This is a genomic window from Mariniflexile sp. AS56 (assembly GCF_030552475.1).
Lineage (GTDB): Bacteria > Bacteroidota > Bacteroidia > Flavobacteriales > Flavobacteriaceae > Mariniflexile.
On record NZ_JAUPED010000004.1, the window covers coordinates 313,973 to 337,072 of the forward strand.

General features: G+C 33.8%; 19 protein-coding genes and 1 tRNA gene. 9 read left to right on the top strand and 11 right to left on the bottom strand.

Annotated elements, in window-relative coordinates; translation table 11 throughout:
• Positions 1-7: 7 nt before the first annotated feature.
• Entirely contained in the window at positions 8-2,146 is a 2,139-nt protein-coding gene (locus Q5N74_RS07200) for a carboxy terminal-processing peptidase (protein ID WP_304388088.1), read from the bottom strand.
• Between the two features lie 177 nt (positions 2,147-2,323).
• On the opposite strand from Q5N74_RS07200, the gene surE reads away from it, so the two are divergent.
• From surE to Q5N74_RS07225, 5 genes are read left to right on the top strand one after another with little or no spacing between them, the layout of a single operon-like run.
• Positions 2,324-3,097 carry a 5'/3'-nucleotidase SurE gene (gene surE / locus Q5N74_RS07205; RefSeq protein ID WP_304388065.1) on the top strand — a complete coding sequence of 258 codons (774 nt, stop codon included), beginning with the start codon at positions 2,324-2,326 and terminating at the stop codon, positions 3,095-3,097.
• Positions 3,094-3,378, top strand: a complete 285-nt coding sequence (locus tag Q5N74_RS07210) for a hypothetical protein (RefSeq protein WP_304388066.1) — start codon at positions 3,094-3,096, stop codon at positions 3,376-3,378. Before surE ends, Q5N74_RS07210 begins: the two co-directional genes overlap by 4 nt.
• Positions 3,379-3,425: 47 nt before the next feature.
• Positions 3,426-4,538 carry a lipid-A-disaccharide synthase gene (gene lpxB / locus Q5N74_RS07215; RefSeq protein WP_304388067.1) on the top strand — a complete coding sequence of 371 codons (1,113 nt, stop codon included), beginning with the start codon at positions 3,426-3,428 and terminating at the stop codon, positions 4,536-4,538.
• Between the two features lie 2 nt (positions 4,539-4,540).
• Complete coding sequence (locus Q5N74_RS07220; protein WP_304388068.1) at positions 4,541-5,125, top strand: C40 family peptidase; 585 nt, start codon at positions 4,541-4,543, stop codon at positions 5,123-5,125.
• 24 nt (positions 5,126-5,149) lie between these two features.
• Positions 5,150-7,189, top strand: coding sequence for a ComEC/Rec2 family competence protein (locus tag Q5N74_RS07225; RefSeq protein WP_304388069.1), 2,040 nt, complete (start codon positions 5,150-5,152; stop codon positions 7,187-7,189).
• Between the two features lie 51 nt (positions 7,190-7,240).
• Here the strand turns inward: Q5N74_RS07225 and Q5N74_RS07230 are convergent, their stop codons facing one another.
• The 3 genes from Q5N74_RS07230 to Q5N74_RS07240 all read right to left on the bottom strand — a co-directional run bounded on the left by Q5N74_RS07230 (position 7,241) and on the right by Q5N74_RS07240 (position 11,207).
• The gene (locus Q5N74_RS07230) at positions 7,241-7,789 is read right to left on the bottom strand and encodes a thioredoxin fold domain-containing protein (protein WP_304388070.1); all 549 of its coding nucleotides are present in this window, start codon (positions 7,787-7,789) and stop codon (positions 7,241-7,243) included.
• Between the two features lie 89 nt (positions 7,790-7,878).
• Positions 7,879-9,621, bottom strand: a complete 1,743-nt coding sequence (locus Q5N74_RS07235; protein WP_304388071.1) for a peptide MFS transporter — start codon at positions 9,619-9,621, stop codon at positions 7,879-7,881.
• 65 nt (positions 9,622-9,686) lie between these two features.
• On the bottom strand, positions 9,687-11,207 hold the full coding sequence (locus Q5N74_RS07240) for a peptide MFS transporter (protein WP_304388072.1): 1,521 nt from the start codon (positions 11,205-11,207) through the stop codon (positions 9,687-9,689).
• 218 nt (positions 11,208-11,425) lie between these two features.
• Here Q5N74_RS07240 and Q5N74_RS07245 point away from each other — a divergent pair, with 218 nt between their 5' ends.
• Positions 11,426-12,748: a hydroxymethylglutaryl-CoA reductase, degradative gene (locus Q5N74_RS07245; protein WP_304388073.1), complete on the top strand. Its 1,323-nt coding sequence runs from the start codon at positions 11,426-11,428 to the stop codon at positions 12,746-12,748.
• A gap of 2 nt (positions 12,749-12,750) precedes the next feature.
• Entirely contained in the window at positions 12,751-13,662 is a 912-nt protein-coding gene (locus tag Q5N74_RS07250; RefSeq protein WP_304388074.1) for a GYDIA family GHMP kinase, read from the top strand.
• Positions 13,663-13,743: 81 nt separating this feature from the next.
• Here Q5N74_RS07250 and Q5N74_RS07255 read toward each other — a convergent pair whose 3' ends face one another.
• From Q5N74_RS07255 to Q5N74_RS07285, 7 genes are all read right to left on the bottom strand, one after another.
• Positions 13,744-15,873, bottom strand: coding sequence for a SurA N-terminal domain-containing protein (locus tag Q5N74_RS07255; protein ID WP_304388075.1), 2,130 nt, complete (start codon positions 15,871-15,873; stop codon positions 13,744-13,746).
• Positions 15,874-16,057: 184 nt separating this feature from the next.
• Positions 16,058-17,347, bottom strand: coding sequence for a hemolysin family protein (locus Q5N74_RS07260; protein ID WP_304388076.1), 1,290 nt, complete (start codon positions 17,345-17,347; stop codon positions 16,058-16,060).
• On the bottom strand, positions 17,348-17,545 hold the full coding sequence (locus Q5N74_RS07265; protein ID WP_304388077.1) for an LPXTG cell wall anchor domain-containing protein: 198 nt from the start codon (positions 17,543-17,545) through the stop codon (positions 17,348-17,350).
• A gap of 70 nt (positions 17,546-17,615) precedes the next feature.
• Positions 17,616-18,170, bottom strand: coding sequence for an LPS export ABC transporter periplasmic protein LptC (lptC, locus tag Q5N74_RS07270; protein ID WP_304388078.1), 555 nt, complete (start codon positions 18,168-18,170; stop codon positions 17,616-17,618).
• A complete protein-coding gene (locus Q5N74_RS07275) occupies positions 18,170-19,552 on the bottom strand; it encodes a M48 family metallopeptidase (RefSeq protein ID WP_304388079.1) in 1,383 nt (460 codons plus the stop codon). The genes lptC and Q5N74_RS07275 overlap by 1 nt, the downstream gene beginning before the upstream one ends.
• A gap of 18 nt (positions 19,553-19,570) precedes the next feature.
• Entirely contained in the window at positions 19,571-20,884 is a 1,314-nt protein-coding gene (locus Q5N74_RS07280; RefSeq protein ID WP_304388080.1) for a hypothetical protein, read from the bottom strand.
• Positions 20,881-21,612, bottom strand: coding sequence for a type III pantothenate kinase (locus Q5N74_RS07285; protein WP_304388081.1), 732 nt, complete (start codon positions 21,610-21,612; stop codon positions 20,881-20,883). The genes Q5N74_RS07280 and Q5N74_RS07285 overlap by 4 nt, the downstream gene beginning before the upstream one ends.
• A gap of 181 nt (positions 21,613-21,793) precedes the next feature.
• Between Q5N74_RS07285 and Q5N74_RS07290 the strand changes: the two genes are divergently transcribed.
• A tRNA-Phe gene (locus Q5N74_RS07290) sits at positions 21,794-21,866 on the top strand.
• 553 nt (positions 21,867-22,419) lie between these two features.
• Positions 22,420-22,785 (top strand): hypothetical protein, encoded by a 366-nt coding sequence (locus Q5N74_RS07295; RefSeq protein WP_304388082.1) that lies wholly within the window; start codon positions 22,420-22,422, stop codon positions 22,783-22,785.
• The last annotated feature ends 315 nt before the right edge of the window (positions 22,786-23,100 follow it).

Below are 23,100 nucleotides of genomic sequence, written 5' to 3' on the forward strand. Positions count from 1 at the left end.
ACATCACTTAACTTTTTGTTGTAGTAGCTACTTTTTTAATTGGATATGAAATTTTCAAATCCTCTAAAACATTTACAGCTTCTTCAATATATATATCATGACTTAAACTTTCATGCCATCTATCACGCTTTTCTTTTAGATCGCTCGTATCTGCATTAAAAAGCGACTTTTCATATTTTGTAGAATCGAATGTTAAGTTGGTTTTATAATTGGTTAAAGCGTCAAATCGTTTTGCTTCCTCTTCATTCAACTCCAAACCTGCTTTGTATTTTTTATAATTTAAAGACACGATGGTTTCATCAATTTTACTTTTCACCCATTTCGCATTTTCCTCAATAAGCTTTAACTGTTGGTTTTGGCTCATGCGCTCTTTACTTTTTCCAATGGTGACATTATAATCAAAATAGTTTTCCCATGGTGTATAATCCGCTGCATCAATTTCATCCCAAGGCAATGGATTTTCTTTATCCTTTTCACCTACTTCAATAAAGCTAAAACGCCCAGGCACATTCACATCACTTTTAACGCCTTCTAATTGCACAGACCCTCCGTTTATTCTATAATACTTCTGGGTGGTTAAAGCCAACGCTCCTAAGTCTCCATTCGTATTATTTCTAAGCATGTTATTCAGGTTTATTACATTTTGAACAGTACCTTTTCCGTAAGTCTGCTTACCTCCTATAATAATTGCACGTTTATAATCTTGCATGGCTGCTGCCATAATCTCGGAAGCAGACGCAGATATCTCGTTTACAAGAATAACCAACGGTCCATCCCAAGAAATAGATGGATCTCTATCCTTCAAGACTTCTTTCGCTTCACCTGTAGAACGCACTTGCACAATAGGACCGTCTTTAATAAACAAACCAGCCATTTCTACCACGGTTGGTAAAGATCCACCACCGTTATTACGTAAATCTAAAACCAAACCTTGAATACCATCGGCTTTCAAACGTTCTATTTCTGCCTTCACATCTTTGGCAGCATTTATATTTTTATAATCTTGAAAATCAACATAGAATGAAGGCAAATCAATCACACCAAAAGTCATATTATCCTTTCTTATTACCGATGATTTGGCATAGGTTTCTTCCAACTCTACCACATCTCTTGTAATAACCACGTCTCTAATAGTTCCATCAACTTTTTTAATGGTTAAAGTTACTTTAGTACCTTTAGGACCTTTTATGTACTTAATCGCATCGTTGATACGCATCCCTACAATATTTACAGGAAACGCTTCTTCTTCTTGCTTTACTTTTAAAATAATATCTTCAACCTCTAGTTCTTTACTTCTCCAAGCAGGACCGCCAGAAATTAATTCTACTATTTTTATATAGTCCATTCGTTTTTGTAATCTAGCACCAATACCTTCTAATTTACCAGACATACGTTGGTCAAAATCTTCTTTACTTCTTGGTGCTAAATAATACGTATGCGGATCGAATTCTTCCACAATAGTATTCACATAAATAGCAAACCAATCTTCACGTTCTAAATCATCAATATTATCATTGAAATAAACATTAATGGATTTCAAAGTAGATTCACGTGCATCCTTTTCAATTTCTGAGTCCTTTTTCATCACATAAAGAGCGTTATTCTTTTTAGAAACCTCTTCTTGTGCTAATAAATCGTCGTAATTTGAAAGTGTTGAAAATTTAAGTTGTTGTCTCCAACGCTCTTTTAACTCTTTTCTGTTTTTTACAAAGCCACTATTTTCGTAATCGGTATTAAAACTTTCATCGGTTGAATAATCAAAAGGCTCCGACAACACTTCCTTATAAATATCTTTAGCTTCTTCAATACGTTTCAACATACGTTCGTGCACCACATTAAAAAAGGTGATATCAGTCGCCTTAATTTGGTCGTCGATCGTTAATTTATATTTTTCAAAATCCTCAAAATCAGATTGGTAAAAATAACGTTTCACTGGATCTATTATTTCTAGATAATCTTTAAATAATTGTTCAGAAAACGAATCATCTATTAGAATGGGGTCGAAATGCCCTTGTTCTAAAACAAACGTTATTACTTGAATTAGTAATTTATCTTTATCGGGATTACTAAATTTTTTAGTAGTAAAACTACACGATGCGAAGGCTAGCAATAATGACAATAACAGCACTTTATAATTCCTTCTCATAATTTTTTTCATTCGGTTAATATTCAATGGCACTTACTATGCCCATCATTTTTTTACTAAAATAAAGAAAAAACCATGCCAATTCGGGCATTCGCTACTAATTTTTTGTTAAACTAAAGAAATAACCCATTTCCTAAGGATTTTATGTATTTTAGCGATACTTTTTTTAAGCACGAAATGACAAAAAAACCACTCATATTAGTTACTAACGACGACGGCATCAATGCCCCTGGAATTAGAACCCTAATTTCTATAATGAATACCATTGGCGATGTGGTTGTGGTGGCTCCCGACAGTCCGCAAAGTGGTATGGGACACGCCATAACGCTAGATTCTACATTATATGTTGAACAAGTTTTTATTGATGATGGTCCGCAAACGGAATACAGTTGCTCGGGCACGCCTGCCGATTGTGTAAAACTAGCCATAAGAGAAAAACTAACTAGAAAACCAGACATCTGTGTATCAGGTATTAACCATGGCTCAAATTCTTCTATAAACGTAATTTATTCTGGGACTATGAGTGCTGCTATCGAAGCGGGTATTGAAGGTATTCCTGCTGTTGGTTTTTCGCTACTAGATTACACTTGGAGCGCCAATTTTGAAGCGACTAAAAGCTTTGTAAAAACCATTACAGACAATGTACTTAAAGAAGGTTTACCGAATGGTATTGTACTGAATGTGAACATCCCAAACCTTTCAAAAGAAAACATAAAAGGCATTAAAATTTGCCGACAAGCCAAAGCGAATTGGGTAGAAGAATTTGACAAACGTAAAACACCGCAAGGACGCGATTATTATTGGCTTACAGGAAAATTCGTCAATTTAGATGGAGGCGAAGATACAGATGAATGGGCTTTAGAAAACGGCTATGTATCCGTTGTTCCTATTCAATTCGATTTAACAGCACATCATTACATACAATCTTTAAATACTTGGAATTTAGAATGATTAAAAAAAACATTATCATCGGCATGCTTATTGGTTTAATTGCAAATGTTATTGGCCTATTTGCAACGGCCTCCATTTTAGGACAAGGCGATGACTTTACCACGGTAATAAAAGCAGCCATTTCAGAAGGTTTTTTAGGAAAACTTGTTAGTTTAGGAGCCATTCTAAATTTAGGAGCATTTTTTATTTTTATTAGAAAACGTCAAGATTATCGTGCAAGAGGCGTGTTATTAATTACCGTTTTTATTGCTATTTTTACTTTTGTATTTAAGATGATTTAGAACCAAGTGACTAAAAATAAAATACAAGTAACTAATACCAGCATACAATGAAATATTACATTATAGCAGGAGAAGCATCGGGCGATTTACACGCCTCGAACCTTATGAAGGCATTACTGAATGAAGATGTACATGCTGATTTTAGGTTTTGGGGTGGCGACCTTATGCAAGCCGTTGGCGGCACTTTAGTTAAGCACTACAAAGAGCGCGCTTTTATGGGGTTTATTGAAGTGATCATGAACCTATCTGCCATTTTCAAGGATATAGCTTTATGCAAAAAGGACATTCAAGGCTTTCAACCCGATGTTATTATTTTCATAGATAATTCAGGTTTTAATTTACGCATTGCCAAATGGGCAAAACAAGCCGGTTTTAAAACCAATTATTATATTTCACCACAAGTTTGGGCATCACGTGCTAGCAGAATTCAAGCTATAAAACGTGATATTGATGCCATGTATGTGATTTTACCATTTGTTGAACCTTTTTACAACAAACACGGTTACAAAGTAACTTTTGTTGGTCATCCGCTTATTGACGCCATTGCCAACAGAACCCAAGTAAGTGTTTATAAATTTAGAGAAAACAACGTATTAAGCGACAAACCCATTATAGCATTATTACCAGGAAGCAGAAAACAAGAGATTAAAAACATGCTTTCCGTAATGCTTAGTCTGGTTGATGATTTCCCCAAATACCAATTTGTTATTGCAGGAGCTCCCAGTCAAGATTACAGTTTCTACGAACCTTTTATAAAAACCAATAATGTTAAGTTTATTTCGAACAAGACCTACGATTTACTAAGTGTTTCTTATGCTGCCTTAGTTACATCTGGAACCGCTACTTTAGAAACCGCTTTATTTAAAATCCCGCAAGTAGTTTGCTATAAAGGAAGTGCCATTTCATACCAAATAGCCAAACGTATTGTAACCTTAAAATTTATTTCGTTGGTTAATTTGATTATGGATAAAGAGGTTGTTACAGAGCTTATTCAAAATGATTTCAATAAAAAACGATTAAAAAAAGAACTTGAAATAATTTTAGACGAAAAAGAGCGTTCTAAAATCTTTATTAATTATTACGAATTAGAAAAAGCCCTTGGCGGAAAAGGTGCCAGCGAAAAAACTGCCAAATTAATTTACAAATCTATTAAAGCCTAAGCATGTTTTTAAAAAACATAACAACCTTCCTACTTATAATTAGTGTTTGCTTTACCAGTTGCAACACATCCAAAAGTATTGTTGTTAAAAAACGAACATCGACAAAAACCGTGGCCTCAAAACGAACGCCAAACCTTAACGAACCTGTTGTAACAATCACCAAGGCGTTAGATACTAGCATTGACGAAAACCTAGACACAAACTCCAAAGCGTTTAACATAATAGACTACGCAAAACAATTTAGTGGTGTAAAATACAAGTTTGGTGGCGCCACCCGAGACGGAATGGATTGTTCTGGTTTGGTGTTTGAATCGTACAGAGCCTTCGACATCATTTTACCAAGAATTTCTAGAGATATGGCCAAACATGGTGATAAAGTCACCTTAAAAGACACCCAAGAAGGAGATTTACTTTTTTTTAAAACCATGAATAGACGAAATGATATTAGCCATGTTGGACTCGTAGTTACAAACGAAGATGGTGCTATTGAGTTCATTCATTCCACTACAAGAGGAGGCGTTATTGTCTCTAAATTGTCTGAAAATTATTGGAATAATGCTTTTGTTGAAGCACGTAGAATATTATAAGATATTTCATATATTCGAGTTGCTATGCGGCTACTCAATTTCACCATAATAAAACTAACGTTTTGCTTTATTATAGGCATTGCAATCGGCTATTTCTATAACATTCCCCTCTCTTTAAATTTACTTGTAACAGGCGTAATTGTAGTACTCCTATTAATACTTTTCTACGTTTCTAAAAATCAATTTATCAAAACAGTTTGGTTTGGTAGCTTCAGTTTCTTGGCGATGATTTTAGTTGGTATTCTAGTAACTAATCTTCACAACGAAAAAAGCAATTCAATACATTATACACATCAACTTTCAAAAGAAAAAGATTCGATAAAGTATATTACTTTTCGAATTAGAGAAGTTCTTAAACCGGGTGCTTATTATGATAAATATATTGTTGATCTATTAGAAGTTGGCGAAACCAAGGTTACTGGTAAAACGCTACTAAACATTCAAAAAGACGCACTATCAAAGCCTTTGCTTGTTGATGCTATTTATATAAGTAAAACAACATTTAAAGATGTAATTAACCCGTTAAACCCACATCAATTCAACTATAAAAATCATTTAGAGAAACACTATATTTATCATCAAATTTTCACTTCTGGATCCCATCTTTTTAAGTTAGAGTCGAACAAAACAACATGCTCTGGCATCGCTAATTCCATTCGACGCCATATCAATGAAAAACTAAAACTTCATCATTTCAAACCCGATGAATTAGCTATTATAAACGCCTTACTATTGGGGCAGAGACAGGATATTAGCGAAGAAGTTTACACCAGCTATACCAATGCCGGCGCGATACACATTTTAGCCATTTCGGGTCTACATATTGGTCTTATTTTATTGTTTTTAAAATCCATTTTAAAACCCATAGAACGGTTAAGACACGGCCGATTTATTAATACCATTTTATTAGTAAGCCTATTATGGAGTTTTGCCATTATCGCAGGTCTTTCTGCTTCCGTTACCAGAGCAGTGACTATGTTTAGTGTGATTGCCATAGCGCAAAATTTAAAACGCCCGACGAACATTTACAACACACTGGCAATCTCAATGCTTGTTATATTACTTTTTAAGCCCTTATTTTTATTTGATGTTGGATTTCAATTAAGTTATTTGGCTGTTTTTTCTATAGTAGCCATCGACCCTTTGCTGTATAAATTATGGAAAACCAACTATTACATTCCAGATAAACTTTGGCACACGTTAACGGTTACCATTGCAGCTCAATGTGGTATTATTCCGTTAAGCCTATTTTATTTTCACCAATTCCCTAGTTTGTTCTTTCTATCAAATTTAGTCATCATTCCACTTTTAGGTGTTATTCTCGGCTATGGAATCGTTGTTATAGTGTTAGCCGTTTTAAATATATTACCAACTTTCGCAGCTACTATTTACGGCTATATTATTGATTTCATGACTCGGTTTGTTGGATGGATTTCAAAACAAGAAGCCTTTTTATTTAAAGATATTCCGTTTGGCATTTTATATGTTTTTGTTGCTTATTTGTTCATCATAGGATTGGTTCAATTTTACATAAAACGAAATTATTCAACTTTAAAATTTTTAATACTTACCGTTTTAATTGGACAAAGCGCTCTTATTTACACTACATATAAACAACCTAAAAATGAATTCATAATATTCCATAAAAGTAGACAGTCACTTTTAGGAAACTCCTTTAACAACAGGTTTTATAGCGCATCAGATTTTGATAGTATTACTGCAGCTAAAAGTAAAATAACCACAGAGTATCGTATTGGAAATCACATTAAAACGATTCAGATAGATTCACTCAAAAACGTTTACTTACTGAATAACAAATCACTCCTTGTAATTGATAGCCTTGGCATTTACAACCTAAAATCGTTTCAGCCAGATTATGTTTTGCTACGAAAATCACCTAAAATAAATTTGAACAGGTTAATTGATTCTTTAAAACCCAAATACATCATTGCCGATGGGAGTAATTACAAATCGGATTTAGAATACTGGGAAGCTATTTGTAAAAAACGAAAACTCCCTTTTCACCAAACCAGTAAAAAAGGAGCTTTTATTATTCACTATTGATATAAAACCGAATTAGTTTCGACAGTGCGCAACCAACAATTCAAAACTCGATTAACCTTTAAATACGGGTTTAAAAGCCGTGTGGTAAGTATTGAATTTTTCTTGGGTATCTAAACCTTTATGCTCGTCTGCTTTAAACATTTTTAAATACAGTTCCAATTGTGGAGGTGTTTGGTAACCTCTAATCGGAGCGATAACATCTGCCTTTTCATCCATAAAAACGATGGTAGGATAGGCTTGAATTTGTAAAAAACGAGATAATTCATGTGCCGAATTACGTCTGCTAGCCAATTCTGGTTTGTACCCAGGGTTCGCATAAGTTTTCCCTTTATAGGCAATATTGTCATTCCCTTCTGCATTAAACTTAACTGCATAATAATTCGCGTTTACATATTTAACAACATCGGGATTTTGAAAGGTGTTTTTATCTAACATCTTACATGGGCCGCACCAATTGGTGTAAACATCCATCATTATTTTTTTAGGGCTCTTCTTTTGAAGTTCCATAGCCTTTTCCAGGCTTACCCAATTAATTTCTTGTGCTACGCCGCTAACCGAAGTTAAAACAGCAAATACTAATACGTATACAATTCTTTTCATAATTCACTTTTTTGTAAAAACTAATATCGAACATACAAAAAATGCGCCAAAAACGGCGCATTTTGAATATTTTTTAACTTTTAAATCGATTAACGTACTCCGTGCATGAGTTTTTTGATGATGGGTTGAAATAAAATTGAAACAACACCCGCAATAGCAGATATAATGGTAAGTATCCAGAAAAAATAACTTATTCCATTCTCATTAGCAATTTTATCTACATTTTCACCAAATACACCAGCACCTTTCATTCCTATTGCGATGGCTAAATACCAAACTCCAAACATGAAGGCAATCATTCTTGCCGGCACCAATTTACTTACATACGACAGGCCAACAGGCGATATACATAATTCACCCATAGTATGAAATAAATACACCAAAATAAGCCAAATAACACTTACCGATGCCGTTTTAGCCCCAGGCTCAATCCCCATAGCTCCAAAAGCCACACAAGCCATACCTAAAGCGAGTAAAAACATACCAATACCATATTTCGCGTTAGCCGATGGATTATACTTACTTTCCCACCATTTTGAAAATAATGGCGCTAAGGTTATTATAAACAAAGAGTTTAATACACTAAACCAAGACGCTGGAATTTCAAGTTCTTCATCCTTCAACTGATCTAACAACATCCAGATAGCAATACCCCAAACAATTAAAAAACTAAGACTTAGAATTAAGTTTGCCCACTTATATGTTCCGAAAGTTTGTTTAAAAAGCAAGAACAGCACCCAAGTTATAATTGCAAGTGGAATAATAGTCATACACGCATTAACTATTCTAAATATGGTAGCAGAAGTACCATCTAAGGTTCTATCTGTATAGTCATTTGCAAAAATGGTTAGCGTTCCTGGTGATTGTTCAAATATAGCCCAGAAAAAAACAGATAAAATCGCGAAAAATGTAACCGCAATCAACTTCTCTCTTGTAATTTTCGAATATTGGGTAAATCGATAAATAAGCAGTATTAAAAATAAACCTAAGGCTGTTAAAATGGCGATATTATTACCATTAGGCCCTAAAAACGAAAACACGTTAATTTCACCATTGGAGATGGTTGTTGCGGGAGCATTTAAAACCCACATCAAGCCTAAACCCACCATAAGTACAATCATCACTAATTGCCAAGTGGAAAAAGGAACCCTCTTGTCTGTATCTAAAGCTTCTATGGAATTTTTATCTTCCTTTTTAGGTTTCAAACCAATATTTCCAAAAATATTTTGTGCCAACCAAAACTGAATCAACCCGAAAAGCATGAATATACCAGCTAAACCGAAACCTAAACTCCAACCTACACGCTCACCTAAATATCCGCAAAGTAAAATTCCTAAGAAAGCACCAGCGTTTACTCCCATATAAAAAATGGTATATGCCCCATCCTTTTTCTCGGGTCTGTCCTTATACATTTCTGAAACAATGGACGTCATGTTAGGTTTAAAAAAACCGTTACCTATAACCAATAACCCTAACCCTAAGTAAATAGACCATTGTGTTTCTATAGCCATGGAGGCGTGCCCCAGAGTCATGAGTAAAGCTCCGACAACCACTGCCCAACGAAACCCAATAACTTTATCTGCAAAATACCCACCCATCATTGTAGATAAGTACACCAAGCCAACATACGAGCCAAATAGAGCCATGGCATGTTCTCGAGGCCAACCCCAACCTTCATCTAATATAGATGCGGTTAAAAACAGCACTAATAATGCACGCATACCGTAATATGAAAATCGTTCCCACATTTCGGTGAAAAACAAAACAAATAATCCCGAAGGATGCCCTAAAACGGTACTTTTAAAAAACTGGTCGGTTGTATTCTCACTCATCGTTTGATATATAAATTTAAAAATAGCTAATTGCTCGTCTGCAAATTTAAAAATTTTAGCATTTTTTATTCCATAACACGCTCGTTATCTTCAGCAGCATGTGTTAAGCGTTTTAATGGTTTCAATAGTAAAATAAATAAAGATCCAATAATAACTGTGAATATTAAAATTCCTGAAAAAACAGCGTGTTCTCCATAATGAGAAGCCGACTCTCCAATAAGTCCTGCTACTTTATTACCTAAACCTGTTGCAGCAAAATAAACCCCCATCATTAAGGATGCATATTTTACGGGTGCTAATTTAGTTATAAATGAAAGCGCTACAGGAGATATACAAAGTTCTCCTATGGTATGAAATAGATATGCCAAAACCAACCAAATCATACTTGATGTGCCAGATTTCTCAAACTCCATGGCTGCAAATACCATAAAAAGAAAGCCAAACCCCATAATGATGATACCCAATGCCATTTTAAGTAAGGACGAAGCTTCTTTACCTTTCAGTTTTCGTTTAGCCCAAAAACCAGCTACCACTGTTGCAAAAATGATGATAAACCCAGCATTTAAACTTTGGAACATCACTGTTGGTATGGTCCATCCAAAAAGAACTCTGTCCGTTTTAGATTCTGTATACAAATTCATTAAACCACCGGCTTGTTCAAAAGCGCCCCAAAATATTATAACCATAATAAAGGACAGCAATAATACTAAGAATCTATCTTTAAATACTTGTGAATCTAATTCTTTATAAATCATAATTAATAAGGCCGAAATCGCTGTTAAGAACATGAACAATAAGCCAAACCCCCATTCTAAAGTATACCAACCATAAATAGAAGCTAGTAACAGAATTCCAACAATAAGTAATTGTTTAGGAGATGATAATAGTTTGGAATATAATTTACCATAAGACACTTCGTTTTCATCTTTAGAACTAGGCACAAAATCTCCCACGTTCGCTAAATATTTTTGTCCGAAAATATAATTTATAAGTCCCAATACCATAACAATTCCTGCAAGTCCAAATCCGGCATGCCAGCCCCATTGGGCAACAACACCACCAATTACCAAGGTTGCTAATAAAGAACCTGTATTAATTCCTATATAAAAAATACTAAAACCTTTATCTCTTCGAATGTCGCCTTCTTTATATAAACCTCCAACCATGGTCGAAATGTTTGGTTTTAATAAGCCCACTCCCAAAATTACAAGTCCCAATCCAGTATAAAATGCCCAAATATCAGTAAGAATTAAAACACCATGCCCGATACATAAAATGATGGCTCCGTATAACACGGCCTTTTTCTGACCTATTAATTTATCGGCAATCATGCCTCCCGGAATAGACATCACGTAAACCAACATGGTATACCAGCCATAAAGCGCCAATGCTTCTTGACTGGTCCAGCCTAAACCTGAACCTCTCGCATCATCCCCCAAGGAAGACGTTGTCATGTACAACACTAAGAGGGCTCGCATTCCATAATAGGAGAAGCGTTCCCACATTTCTGTTAAAAATAAAATGTATAAACCTATTGGTTGTCCCCAAAGTTCTTTTTGATGTGGTTTTAATGTATTAACTGCCATGAATTTATTGTAAAATTGTTTTATTAAAATAGACTGATTAATATTTTGGAAACATTAAAATAATCTTGCTAATTTCCATTAATCGTTGCGGTTTTGCTAAAAGTTTTCAAGTTTACTAAAAATTCTTCAAAAAACCCTAAATATTAACAAATAAATACCACTAAGTTCTTATAAAAAAAGGATGTAGTATCTTTGTATTTCTAATTAAACCTAAACGAATGTGCGCTTCTATTTCTGGCTTTTCTAAACTGTCGAAATCCAAAAAAATCGATTGGATGGTTGAAACCTACTTTTCTAATGCCGAAGAAACCAAAAATGTTTTAAAACAGTACTGGAATACCAACGATAAACTTCAACAACTACATGATGAATTTATTGAAAACACCATCACCAATTATTATTTACCCTTAGGTGTTGCTCCTAACTTTTTAATAAATGGTAAGTTTTATACCATTCCTATGGCCATTGAAGAAAGTTCTGTGGTTGCCGCTGCTAGTAAAGCTGCTAAATTTTGGCTAGATAGAGGAGGCTTTAAAACAAAAGTTATTTCTACTACTAAAATAGGACAAGTACATTTTATGTTTCACGGGGCAATTGACTCCCTGAAAAACTACTTCAATCATATTAAACCTAAATTAATCCAAGACGCTCACCCGATTACCAAAAACATGGAAAAACGTGGTGGAGGCATTATGGATATTGAATTACGAGATAAAACGAGCGACATTCCCGGTTATTTCCAACTACATGCATCCTTTGAAACTTTAGATGCCATGGGAGCCAATTTTATAAACTCATGTTTAGAACAATTTGCAAAAACATTTAAAGCAGAAGCTTTAACTTTTGATGCTTTTACTTCGGATGAAAAAGATATTCAAATAGTAATGAGTATACTTTCTAACTATGTACCAGAATGTTTAGTACGTGCCGAAGTAAGTTGTAAGGTGGAAGATTTAAGTGAAGACCAATCAATTTCATCTGAAGAATTTGCTGCTAAATTTATACAAGCAGTTAAGATTGCCGAAATAGAACCTTACAGAGCGGTTACACACAATAAAGGCATCATGAATGGTGTTGACGCTGTTGTTTTAGCTACTGGTAACGATTTTAGAGCTATCGAAGCCTGCGCACATGCGTACGCCTCTAGAAAGGGCCGTTACAGCAGCTTATCTCATGCCAAAGTTGAAAATGGTATTTTCACTTTTTGGATAGAAATGCCCTTAGCATTGGGAACTGTTGGCGGACTTACCGGATTACACCCTTTAGTGAAATTATCCTTAGAATTGTTGCACCACCCTACAGCGAAAGAGTTGATGCAAATTGTAGCAGTTGCTGGACTTGCACAAAATTTCGCAGCGTTACGATCACTAACAACAACCGGAATTCAACAAGGACATATGAAAATGCACTTAATGAATATTCTAAATCAGTTTGACGCTACGAATATAGAGAAGGACACCTTAACCGCACATTTTAAAGTAAATACCGTCACACATAGTGCCGTTGTTGAAGCCATTCAGCAATTAAGATTGAAAAACTAATCATGGAAACGTATTATAGCAACGGGAAACTTTTACTTACTGGTGAATATGTGGTACTTGATGGTGCATTATCACTTGCAGTCCCAACTAAATTTGGACAATCTTTAAAAATTGAAACTCTAAACGAACAAAATCTTGTTTGGGAAAGTTTTGATACTAATGGCAATTGTTGGTTTAACAACACATTCCCTTTAGAAATTAGTAAGATGTTGAAACAAGTTCAGCATGACGACGAGATTTCAAAACGTATCATTCAAATATTAAAGGCTGCGAAAACGTTGAATCCTGATTTTTTAAACACAAAAAATGGTTTTAGAATTTCGACTCATTTAACCTTTCCAAGAAACTGGGGTCTAGGTACTTCATCTACATTAATTAATAATATGTCTCAATGGGCACATGTTAATCCGTTTGAATTATTAGAACAAACTTTTGGCGGAAGTGGCTATGATATTGCATGTGCACAAAATAACACACCCATTACCTATCAATTACAGAAAGATAAGATTGCTGTAAATCCCATTATTTTCAACCCAAAGTTTAAAGATTCCATTTACTTTGTCTATTTAAACAAGAAACAAAACAGTCGTGATGGTATCGCGACCTACCAGGCCAATAAACAGCATTTAGAGCCTATTATTAACGACATCAATATACTAACCACACATATTATCGAGTGTCAGAATTTAAACGATTTTGAAACATTGCTAGATCAACATGAACAGATTATCTCCAACATCACAAAACAGGCAACTGTGAAATCTATTTTCTTTAATGATTTTAAAGGAAGTATAAAAAGTCTTGGTGCTTGGGGTGGTGATTTTGTTTTGGTAACTTCAACAGCAGACCCTTCGTCTTATTTTAAAGAAAAAGGTTTTGACACCATCATTCCATATACGGATATGGTACTTTAATTTAAAAATAGCGCATAAAAAAAGGAGCAAATAAATGTGCTCCTTTTTTTATATTCTAGAAATTCTTCTATTCAAAAAGAATTATTGAATTTGATTCTTAGCTCTGTTATCTTCAATCTCTGAAGCTTCTTTTAAAGCCGTATAAAGTCTTGAAGACACAACATTTAATTTTTGTTGCTCTACTCTGTTAGCAGCAGCTTGATAGCTATCTAACTTAACAGCTGGCTTCACTTTAGTTACTTTAATCATGTAAACACCGTTAGAACCTTCAATTAATCTAGATGTTTGTCCTTCTTTCAATCCAAAAGCAGCACCAACTACTAAAGGCTCTCTACCTACACCTGTAAGCATTGGGTTTTTCATATTAACATCTGAAGCAGTTCTAACTGTGGTACTTTCAGCCTTAGCCAAAGCATCTAAACCTGTAGCAGATACTCTGTTTTTAATTAACTCCGCTTTCTTTTCTTTACGTACAATAGGCATAACAGTCGCTTTTGCATCTTCAACAGACATAAGTCCTTCTTCATGCTTAGCTACTATTTGAGCAATAACGTATCCGTTTGTGATGTTGAAACGTTTTGTATCACCTACATTAGAACCATCTTCAAAAGCCCAACGTACTATTGGTCTTTGGCTTCCAACACCTGGTATATTTTCGTCTAGCACTTTCAATCCATTTACAGGACGTACTACAAAGTCTTTTTCTTTAGCAGCCGCTTCAAAATCTTTCTTTTCTAAAGCGATTTCAAAGTTAGACGCATCTCTAAATATTTTATCTATAGACGCTTCAGAAGCCTCTATTTCTCTAGCAAGCGTTCCTACTTGAATCGCTCTTTTCTTATCTTTTTGACCTTCAATTTCTATAATATGGAAACCGAAAACAGTTTTAACAACACCTACATCACCTACTTTACCTTCAAATTCAAAATCATTGAATTCAGGAACCATAGAGTTATAAGGATGCCAATCGTAACGTCCTTCGTTTTGAACACTTCCTTGATCTGAAGAAAACGCTGTAACCAATTCTGGGAATTTGCTACGGTCACCTTTAATAACTGCTAACAAACTATCAGCCGTTGCTTTCGCTTCTGTTTCCGTTTGAACAACATCTGCAGTTGCACTTTGAGAACCAATATATGGAACTAATATGTGTCTTACTTTTGCTGAATCTGGTATTTGTTTAACCGCAATTACTTTAGATATCTTGTAGTAACCGTTATCTTGATACGGACCATACACTTGACCTTCATTCAATTTAAAAATACTATCTGCAACAACAGCAGATAAGCCAGATTTAAATACATAACGCTTATCAAATTTAATATCTGAATTATTGTTTACAAAGCTTTCGTTATTCGTTGTGTTTAAAAAACCAATAACTGATTCACTTGCTTTAGAAGCTTCGTTATACTCAACTTTATCTTTTAAAAGCCCCGTTAAACTCGCTTTGATTGCTTTTTCATCTTCCGTTGAAGCAACTTCATTAAATTGTACAAATTTAATATCTCTTGATTCTTTTACTTCAAACTGTTTTTTATGTTTCTTGATATAATCTGAAACATCAGACGTTGAAATTTTCACTTTATCATCCTCAATTGAAGAGTAAGCAATTTGAACAAACTGAACATCTACTTTATTTCCGTCTAATTTATGCTCTAACTCACCTTCTTTCAAAGTAGCTGTTAAACCAGCTCTAACCATGTTAAAGTAGTTTTGTTGCAATGCATTTGCAGCGATAGATTTTTCGTAGTTAATCCAACCTTGGTAACCTTCGGCAGATGTTTCTTTTAAGTTGGCAATATATTCGTTTAATTTATTCTCATCAAACATACCAGCTTCGTTTAAAAACTCAGGACTTGTAGCCAATGTTGTTTTTAACAAATCTCTCATTTGATCTTTTTCTACTGAAATACCAAGTTTTTCAAACTGGTTTTCCATAATAGCTTGTCTAACTTCCTGTTCAAAAACTTGATTGATAACTTGAGATCCTGTAGCATTTGGTCCTGCTTGACGTTGTGCAGCTTCCACTTTTTGCATAAAGTCTTCGCGGGTAATATCTTTACCATTTACGGTTGCTACCACATTTTGAGAGCTTGCCGAAAACGAACTACCGCTTTTAAACAAATCTGCTAATACAAAAGAAAATAACGCTAAGGCTATTACGATGATTAAAAATAGTGAACGTTGTCTTATCTTATTTAAAACTGCCATTTGAAATTATTTTTTAAAAAAAATCTATTGTTAAGTTGGTTGCCAATTGTTACTTGGCAAAATATTGTGGGCGAAAATACTATTTTCTATTTAATAATAAAAGTGTTATCAGGCATTTGTTTGCAGGAATGTACTTTGTTTTTTATGAATGGAAAATTACTTGAATTTTGACTAAACTAAGCGTCTAATCTACATCTAAAAGCTTCAATTCTACAAGGTCTATTTTGGTATTAGAAACTTCCAAAATAGTGAAACTAAATGCATCGATTCTAACTACATCATTTTTTGTTGGAATTTCCTCGGTATGATTAACAATTAAACCACCTAAGGTTTCATAATTCTCACTATCAGGAAGGTTTAATTTATAAGTTTCATTAAGGTAATCAACTTCCAATCGTGCTGAAAACGTGTAGGTTCCATCTTCTAATCGCTCTTCAATTAAATCGACCGTATCATGTTCATCTTCAATTTCACCAAATAGTTCTTCAACAATATCTTCCACCGTCATAACTCCAGAAGTACCTCCATATTCATCTAAAACAACAGCAATACTTTTACGTTTCTTAATAAGTACACTAAGTACATCTTTAACAAGAACGGTTTCCGGAACATATTCCACAGGAAGCATCATAGCCTTAATGTTTTTAGGCTTTCTAAACAGCTCGAAAGAGTGTACATACCCTAAAACATCGTCGATGGTATCTTTATAAACTAAAATTTTTGTAAAACCGGTGACTGTAAAAAGCGCGTTGAGAGACTTAATAGAGTCGTTAATCTCTATAGCAGTAATTTCGGTACGCGGTACCATAACTTCACGGGCTTTAACTTCAGAAAATTCTAAGGCGTTTTGGAAAATTTGAATTTCAGAATCCACATCATCATGTGCTTCTACCGATTCCATTTGTTCACTTATATAATTCCCTAATTCCACCTTCGTGAATGCCAATTGTATTTGGTCTCCTTCCGTTTTGAATACATATTTTAATACAAAATCTGAAATCCAAATAACAAAATCTGATATAAAAGTAAATAACATATAAAACCCATAAGCAGGAATAGCAAGGGCTTTTATTAAAGAATTCGCATATATTTGGAAAAACACTTTTGGGAAAAACTCCGCCGTTATTAATATAACAAGTGTAGAAATTACGGTTTGAGTTAACAGACTAAAATCTGTAAACATCAAATCTAAAAAAAGATAGGGTGTTGGTACCAACGATTGAAACCAGTCGACCAGCAAATCTCCCATAAAAAACCCGTAAATTACCAATGCAATATTATTACCAATTAACATGGTGGCAATAAATTTGGATGGTTTTGCGGTAAGTTTGGTTAAAACTTTTGGTAAAATGCCTTCTTGTTTTTTCTCAATTTCTATATGAATTTTATTTGAAGATACATACGCAATCTCCATACCCGAAAAGAAGGCTGAAAGTATTAATGATACAATAATGATGATGACATCAACACTCATTTATTTTGAATTATTAGTATTATCGTATTTCTTAGCAAATTTTCTTCTGAAGAAATACATAAAAACAGCCAATGCTGCGAGTCCGAATGAGACATACGCACTATTGCTTTCACCTACATTCCATTTTGTAACACCATCATAAATAAATAGTACAGCAAAAACGATATAAGCGTATTGAAAAATCTTTGAATATTTCATGTGTTTATTTTATAATTTGTAAAGATAATTAAAATTGAAGAATGTCAATTTTAAATTAATTTGAATAAAATTAATCTTCTACCGTAATAATACCTGTAACTTCAAGTACTTCGGCAGTCGTAAATTTTGAATCAGAATCGAAACCATTACCATTAATAATATCGGTTTCGGTTTTATAAGAAACGGGTTTATTAGTAAACAACCATTCTTTTTTCCGGTCGTAATATAATTGTTGAGTTTTTAAAACTCCATTATCGGCCGTAGTAATCACTACGTTTCCTTGCAGGTCCAACAAACCGGTTTCATCATAAACAATGGCATAATCTGCCACTACTACGCTTTTTTTATTCTGCTCGTCAAATAAATTTAAGATAATCCCTTCTGGAAATTCACTATATGGAAAGTCCCTGTTTTTAAAATCTAACATTTTCGGACTTAGCATATTGGCAGTAACCCTACCAGAATCGGTATGTTTTAAGTTGATGTTTTCAGCAATTCCAATAGGTTCATTTTCTGAAACCCCCATTTTCTGGACTTGATTAAAACTGTCATTACATGAAAAAAACATAGCCATCACAAAAAGGATGACTATGTTTAGTATTTTATATATAATTGTTTTTTTCATTAAATTTTCGGCACTGTAACAGAAGATCCAATCCAACAACCTATTTTAATAGTTTGACCTGTATTACCAGCACTAAATATCTCAGATTTAGATGGTGCTTTAGATAAATAGTTCGCTGCAGAATTTGCAGATGCTCCAGACAACTTAGAATCTACACGTGCTGCTTTTTGAGCTTCATCTGCTGCTAACCAATACACCGCTCTTTTATTAAAGTTAGTGTCACCACAATCGTTAGCACTTGCTGCATACATAGCTGCAATAGATAAGTAAGGACGCCCGTTTGATGGGTTTAACTTTAACGCTTCTCTAAAGAAGTTTCTTGCTTGAGAATAACTACCTCTAGATTTAAGTTTTAAGGCAATTCTATTATTAAGGTTTGATTTTTTAAAGTTATCAGTTTCTAAATCGATCGCTTGTTTGTAAAAAGAAATAGCTTCGTTAGATTTACCTTCTTTATCTTTCAAGATCCCTAAGTAATAAGCTGAATTAGCCGATGGGCTTAACTCATGAAATGCATTTACTAACTTAAAGAATAATGGGTCATCTGTACATTCTTTTTCAGACATTTTACCAGCTGCTCTTTGTAACCAAACTGAATTGTTTTTATTCTCTTCAAAGTTCTTTTGGTATAAAGGAATTAAGATCTCACAATTTGCTCTTGTTCCCATTTTCTCATCAATACCAGCTGCAATTTGATCGTAAGCGGCTAAGTAGCTTTCGTAATACGCTTTATATTGTCCTTCTTTGCTTGTTAACTCTGTACCAGCAGTTTCTTTTTCAATAAGCACGTTAAGGCTTTCAGAGTAGTTTTTAACTTCGTCTTCTACTTTTTCAACAATATCATCATACTTATTAAATAAGTCTTCTGCAGGTTTTTTACCAGCATCATATAAATCAACCATTAAAGAAAAATACGTATACAAACTTTGAGGGTTTGTAAATGTTCCTTTATCCTCTTGGTAAGCTGCATCAAAAACACCGTATAACTCTTCGTTCGATTTGTTTAATATACCTTTATTATCGTACATTAATTGGCCTGTTTGCGCGCCATACTCTCCTTTTGGAGTTTTACTTGCAAAGTGCTCGCCTCTTTCTTTCCAAAGTTTAATTAAGTCGTTAAGGTAATTTACCTTATCTGCACCCGTAGCTTTTTCAATTCTATCTGTTAAGATTTTCTCACCATCAACATATATAGCGTTGTTAAACTGTGGACATTTTGCTCGTACTTCCATCCAAGGTTGAAAAGCTGCATCAAAGTTTTTAGCTTTTACATATTCGTGGAATATAGAAAGCTTCGTCATGCACTCTTCATCTTGTTGTGCAAAACTAATATTTAAACCAATGAATAATGCTACTAATAAAAATGTAATTTTTGTTTTCATGATAATAATGTTAACCTGTTAGTCAAATTTTCTTTTTTGGAACCATCTATCGTTCAAAGATAAACTTATTTGGAAATTAATAAAATTCTCTTGAATTAAATTACTATTTGTTGTTCCTCTTTTTCCAAGCTCCAATCCTAAGTTGGCATTAGAGAAAAAACTACCAACTGGTAATCCTACTCCAAAAGACATGCCAAACTCTTTAATTGATTCATTTTCTATATTTAAACCTGTATTTTCAAAGTGTATTCCCGCTCTATATACAGCACGTTTAAAGTAACTTGTAAATGAATTATATTGAGGAATATAAAAACCTCCAATAGAAAGGCTTGAAGAATTCTCGTATTTAACCTCTGTACTTGAGTATAAATCGTTAGAAAAATCGCTGGTTTTCTGATATTCAGATTCGATACCTACAAACCATTTTCTTGGTTCACCAATACCCGCACCTATTGAAAATTTTGATGGTAACACCAAATCAGTTTTCAAAAGACCTAAAGATTCTAAATCGGTATCAATAGTGCTATATACCGTTTCAGATCCTGTTGAAGACACTATCACTGTAGATATAGAACGTTCATTCTTTGAACCTAAATTACTTTCTGGTGTATATGTAACACCTGAAACTAATTCCAATTTAGGGCTAATCATGGTTTTGTATGATAATCCTAAATTAATATTCAGTCCACTTAAATCAGACCTATTGTTTTCTCTGGTTTGATATTGCGTCGCATTCCCATCATCATCATAAGTAAAGGCAATATTACTGTTTTGAATATTTCCAAAGTTATAATGCGCATCAATACCAACACTCAAACCGTCTGTAATTAAATATCCTAAGCCTAAAAACGCTTTATTTAATCCACCTTCACCTTGAAATTTATTTGAGAACCTACCATCATCATAATTAGAATCTAAAGATTGGAGTTTATAGCCTACAGACGTAAATGGCATTAAACCGAAACCAAAACCAAATTTACCTACAGGCACCGACAATGCTAAATAATCGAAGGTTGTTGTACTTGCCTTAGCACTTTCAGAACTACCTTTTAGTTTTACATCAGAATAGGTTCCACCAACCGTAAATTTAACAGGTCTACTTTCGCCAGCTAACATCTCCAAATTCTTACCAGCATATCCTGCAGGGTTTCTTAAGTTAATATGTATACTATCTGTATAAATACTTAAACCTCCCATGCTTCGGTTCTCGACTGTTCCTTTAAATTTTAAGCTTCCAATACCGTAAAAAGAATAAGGTGAGGCTGTGCCCTCTTGTCCGTAACTATTAATTGCAAAAACTGCAATAAAAACTAATACAAGTTTTTTAATCATTCGTTTGAATTAAATTGTAAAATAAAGTTCAGTCCTTCTAAAAGAAAATTAGAAGTCGCAAATATGCTACTTTTTAATTGTTTAGACAAGAAATTACTATCACCTCCTGTTAAAATAACTGTTAAATCGGGATAATTAACTTTGTACTCGTCTATAACACCATCCATTTCTTTTAAAACACCATAAACAACACCGGAATGTATAGCTGTTTCGGTTGAATTTCCAATAATACTATTTGGCAAGCCCATATCTAATAACGGTAAATTGGCCGTTAAATTATTCAACGATTTATAACGCATGCGCAAGCCAGGAGAAATGGCACCGCCTAAGTATTCTTTTTTGGTATTTATAAAATCGTAAGTTATGCACGTACCAGCATCAATAACAAGAACATTTCTATTTTCATAAAGCTTTACGGAAGCACATACCAAGGCCAATCGATCCACACCCAATGTTTTTGGCGTTTCATAAAGATTTGTAAAAGGTAATTTCGTATCAGAATTTAAAGAAAGTAAATCAAAATAGTTAGATATAACATCAACATCCGTTTTACTCAGTTTACCTACAGAAGAAACAATAGCCTGACTAATGCTTGGGTATTCGTTTTTAATAGCCTCAATATGCTCTAAAATCAAATTTAGAGCTACTGCTTCTTTATGTTTAAGAGCACCCCCATCAAAAACGGCTAGTTTTACAAAAGAATTTCCTACGTCTATTATTAAATTCATATTTTTAATTAAAGTTCAAATCTACAAAATGAAAATAATAAGTATTATTTTTTTTCTTATTATATTGATTTTAAAACACATGCGTAATTCAATTTAAAAAAAAAAAAAATAAGATGAATTTTTTCCAAATTTCTCTTGCTGAATATTAAAAATCAATATATATTTGCAACCGCTAAGGCGAGGTACCTTAGCTCAGTTGGTAGAGCAAAGGACTGAAAATCCTTGTGTCCCTGGTTCGATTCCTGGAGGTACCACAAAAAAATCCCGAAACTTAATTGTTTACGGGATTTTTGTTTTTAGGAAATTCTCAATCTCCTATTTATACACTTTTATCAATAACCTTATTCGGTAAATAATTTTTATTAGTCTTAAAGCAAGTGTATGTATGCTTTAGGTCTTATTCCTTTCTTTAAACCTTTTCGTTACTTTCTTACCCAATGGGGGAGTCTATAGCAACAATAAACGACCACAAACTCAAGATACTCCACATTATAATCTAACAGAAACTATTAAACGAAAATGATTTTCAATTGCACCAAACTAGTTATAATAGAACACTATATTATGCAAGCCATTGTGCTGTAATAGCCAATTACAACTTGGGTTTTGTCCCAATTTTATTAAAAGATGAATCTACTGAAGGAGGCGCTTGGTTTGAAAAAGTTGTCAAGTCCTTATTGAAAACAACAAGATAATAGTCGATTTATTCACTGCAGAAGTCTGCACCTACTCCTCTCATCCCTATTTAAAGTTCTTTTAGAATCAATAACTATTCACGAACATAAAGCATATAAGGCCGATGAAGAATTGCTAATATACCAATATAAAAATGGTATAATTTATCCAGATTACAGTAGCGTAGATATTTTAATGAAAGACCCAACCCATTCTAAAGCGTTGAATGATAAGGTGTTTCCCTATTTACATCATAAAACATTATTGATTTGTAAATTTAAAAATGGCCATTTAATAGAAACTATGGCCATTTCAGGTTCCGGTCTACCCTATGTACCACATATCGACTCTCTAAATGGCCCAACTGGTTACAGCGTAATTCTTCATAAGCATTTAATAAGAGCTAGTGTCAAGTTATTCCTAATGCATACCCATCGCAACAAAAGTGTCGACTATAATGAGCTTTGGAACGAACCAAAAAACTATAAGGCACATTAATTAAAATTATTTTAACTTATATGAAGATGATTCGTGCAAGTTTTTAAGAAACATAAAAACCGCGCTATCCGCTATATCTTTTTATGCTAAGAAATTCTAACAAAAGATCAACCAGCGTTAAGCATAAAAAGGATGCCGCTTCTATCGCTCTTGCAGCTTACAACTAGCATCAAACACGTAACGCTTATTTAGCTTACAGGAGTATATAATTGATTTGGTTATACTTTGTCTGCATTCCCCCCCACAACAAAGCCCTTCATTATAAAATACAGGTTTTTTTAATAAAAGCTAGTTAAACTTTATACAATAAGATAG

Coding starts and splice junctions, on each gene's coding strand:
- Q5N74_RS07200 (WP_304388088.1), bottom strand. CDS start 2,146: ATGAGAAGGAATTATAAAGTGCTGTTATTGTCATTATTGCTAGCCTTC.
- surE (WP_304388065.1), top strand. CDS start 2,324: ATGACAAAAAAACCACTCATATTAGTTACTAACGACGACGGCATCAAT.
- Q5N74_RS07210 (WP_304388066.1), top strand. CDS start 3,094: ATGATTAAAAAAAACATTATCATCGGCATGCTTATTGGTTTAATTGCA.
- lpxB (WP_304388067.1), top strand. CDS start 3,426: ATGAAATATTACATTATAGCAGGAGAAGCATCGGGCGATTTACACGCC.
- Q5N74_RS07220 (WP_304388068.1), top strand. CDS start 4,541: ATGTTTTTAAAAAACATAACAACCTTCCTACTTATAATTAGTGTTTGC.
- Q5N74_RS07225 (WP_304388069.1), top strand. CDS start 5,150: ATGCGGCTACTCAATTTCACCATAATAAAACTAACGTTTTGCTTTATT.
- Q5N74_RS07230 (WP_304388070.1), bottom strand. CDS start 7,789: ATGAAAAGAATTGTATACGTATTAGTATTTGCTGTTTTAACTTCGGTT.
- Q5N74_RS07235 (WP_304388071.1), bottom strand. CDS start 9,621: ATGAGTGAGAATACAACCGACCAGTTTTTTAAAAGTACCGTTTTAGGG.
- Q5N74_RS07240 (WP_304388072.1), bottom strand. CDS start 11,207: ATGGCAGTTAATACATTAAAACCACATCAAAAAGAACTTTGGGGACAA.
- Q5N74_RS07245 (WP_304388073.1), top strand. CDS start 11,426: ATGTGCGCTTCTATTTCTGGCTTTTCTAAACTGTCGAAATCCAAAAAA.
- Q5N74_RS07250 (WP_304388074.1), top strand. CDS start 12,751: ATGGAAACGTATTATAGCAACGGGAAACTTTTACTTACTGGTGAATAT.
- Q5N74_RS07255 (WP_304388075.1), bottom strand. CDS start 15,873: ATGGCAGTTTTAAATAAGATAAGACAACGTTCACTATTTTTAATCATC.
- Q5N74_RS07260 (WP_304388076.1), bottom strand. CDS start 17,347: ATGAGTGTTGATGTCATCATCATTATTGTATCATTAATACTTTCAGCC.
- Q5N74_RS07265 (WP_304388077.1), bottom strand. CDS start 17,545: ATGAAATATTCAAAGATTTTTCAATACGCTTATATCGTTTTTGCTGTA.
- lptC (WP_304388078.1), bottom strand. CDS start 18,170: ATGAAAAAAACAATTATATATAAAATACTAAACATAGTCATCCTTTTT.
- Q5N74_RS07275 (WP_304388079.1), bottom strand. CDS start 19,552: ATGAAAACAAAAATTACATTTTTATTAGTAGCATTATTCATTGGTTTA.
- Q5N74_RS07280 (WP_304388080.1), bottom strand. CDS start 20,884: ATGATTAAAAAACTTGTATTAGTTTTTATTGCAGTTTTTGCAATTAAT.
- Q5N74_RS07285 (WP_304388081.1), bottom strand. CDS start 21,612: ATGAATTTAATAATAGACGTAGGAAATTCTTTTGTAAAACTAGCCGTT.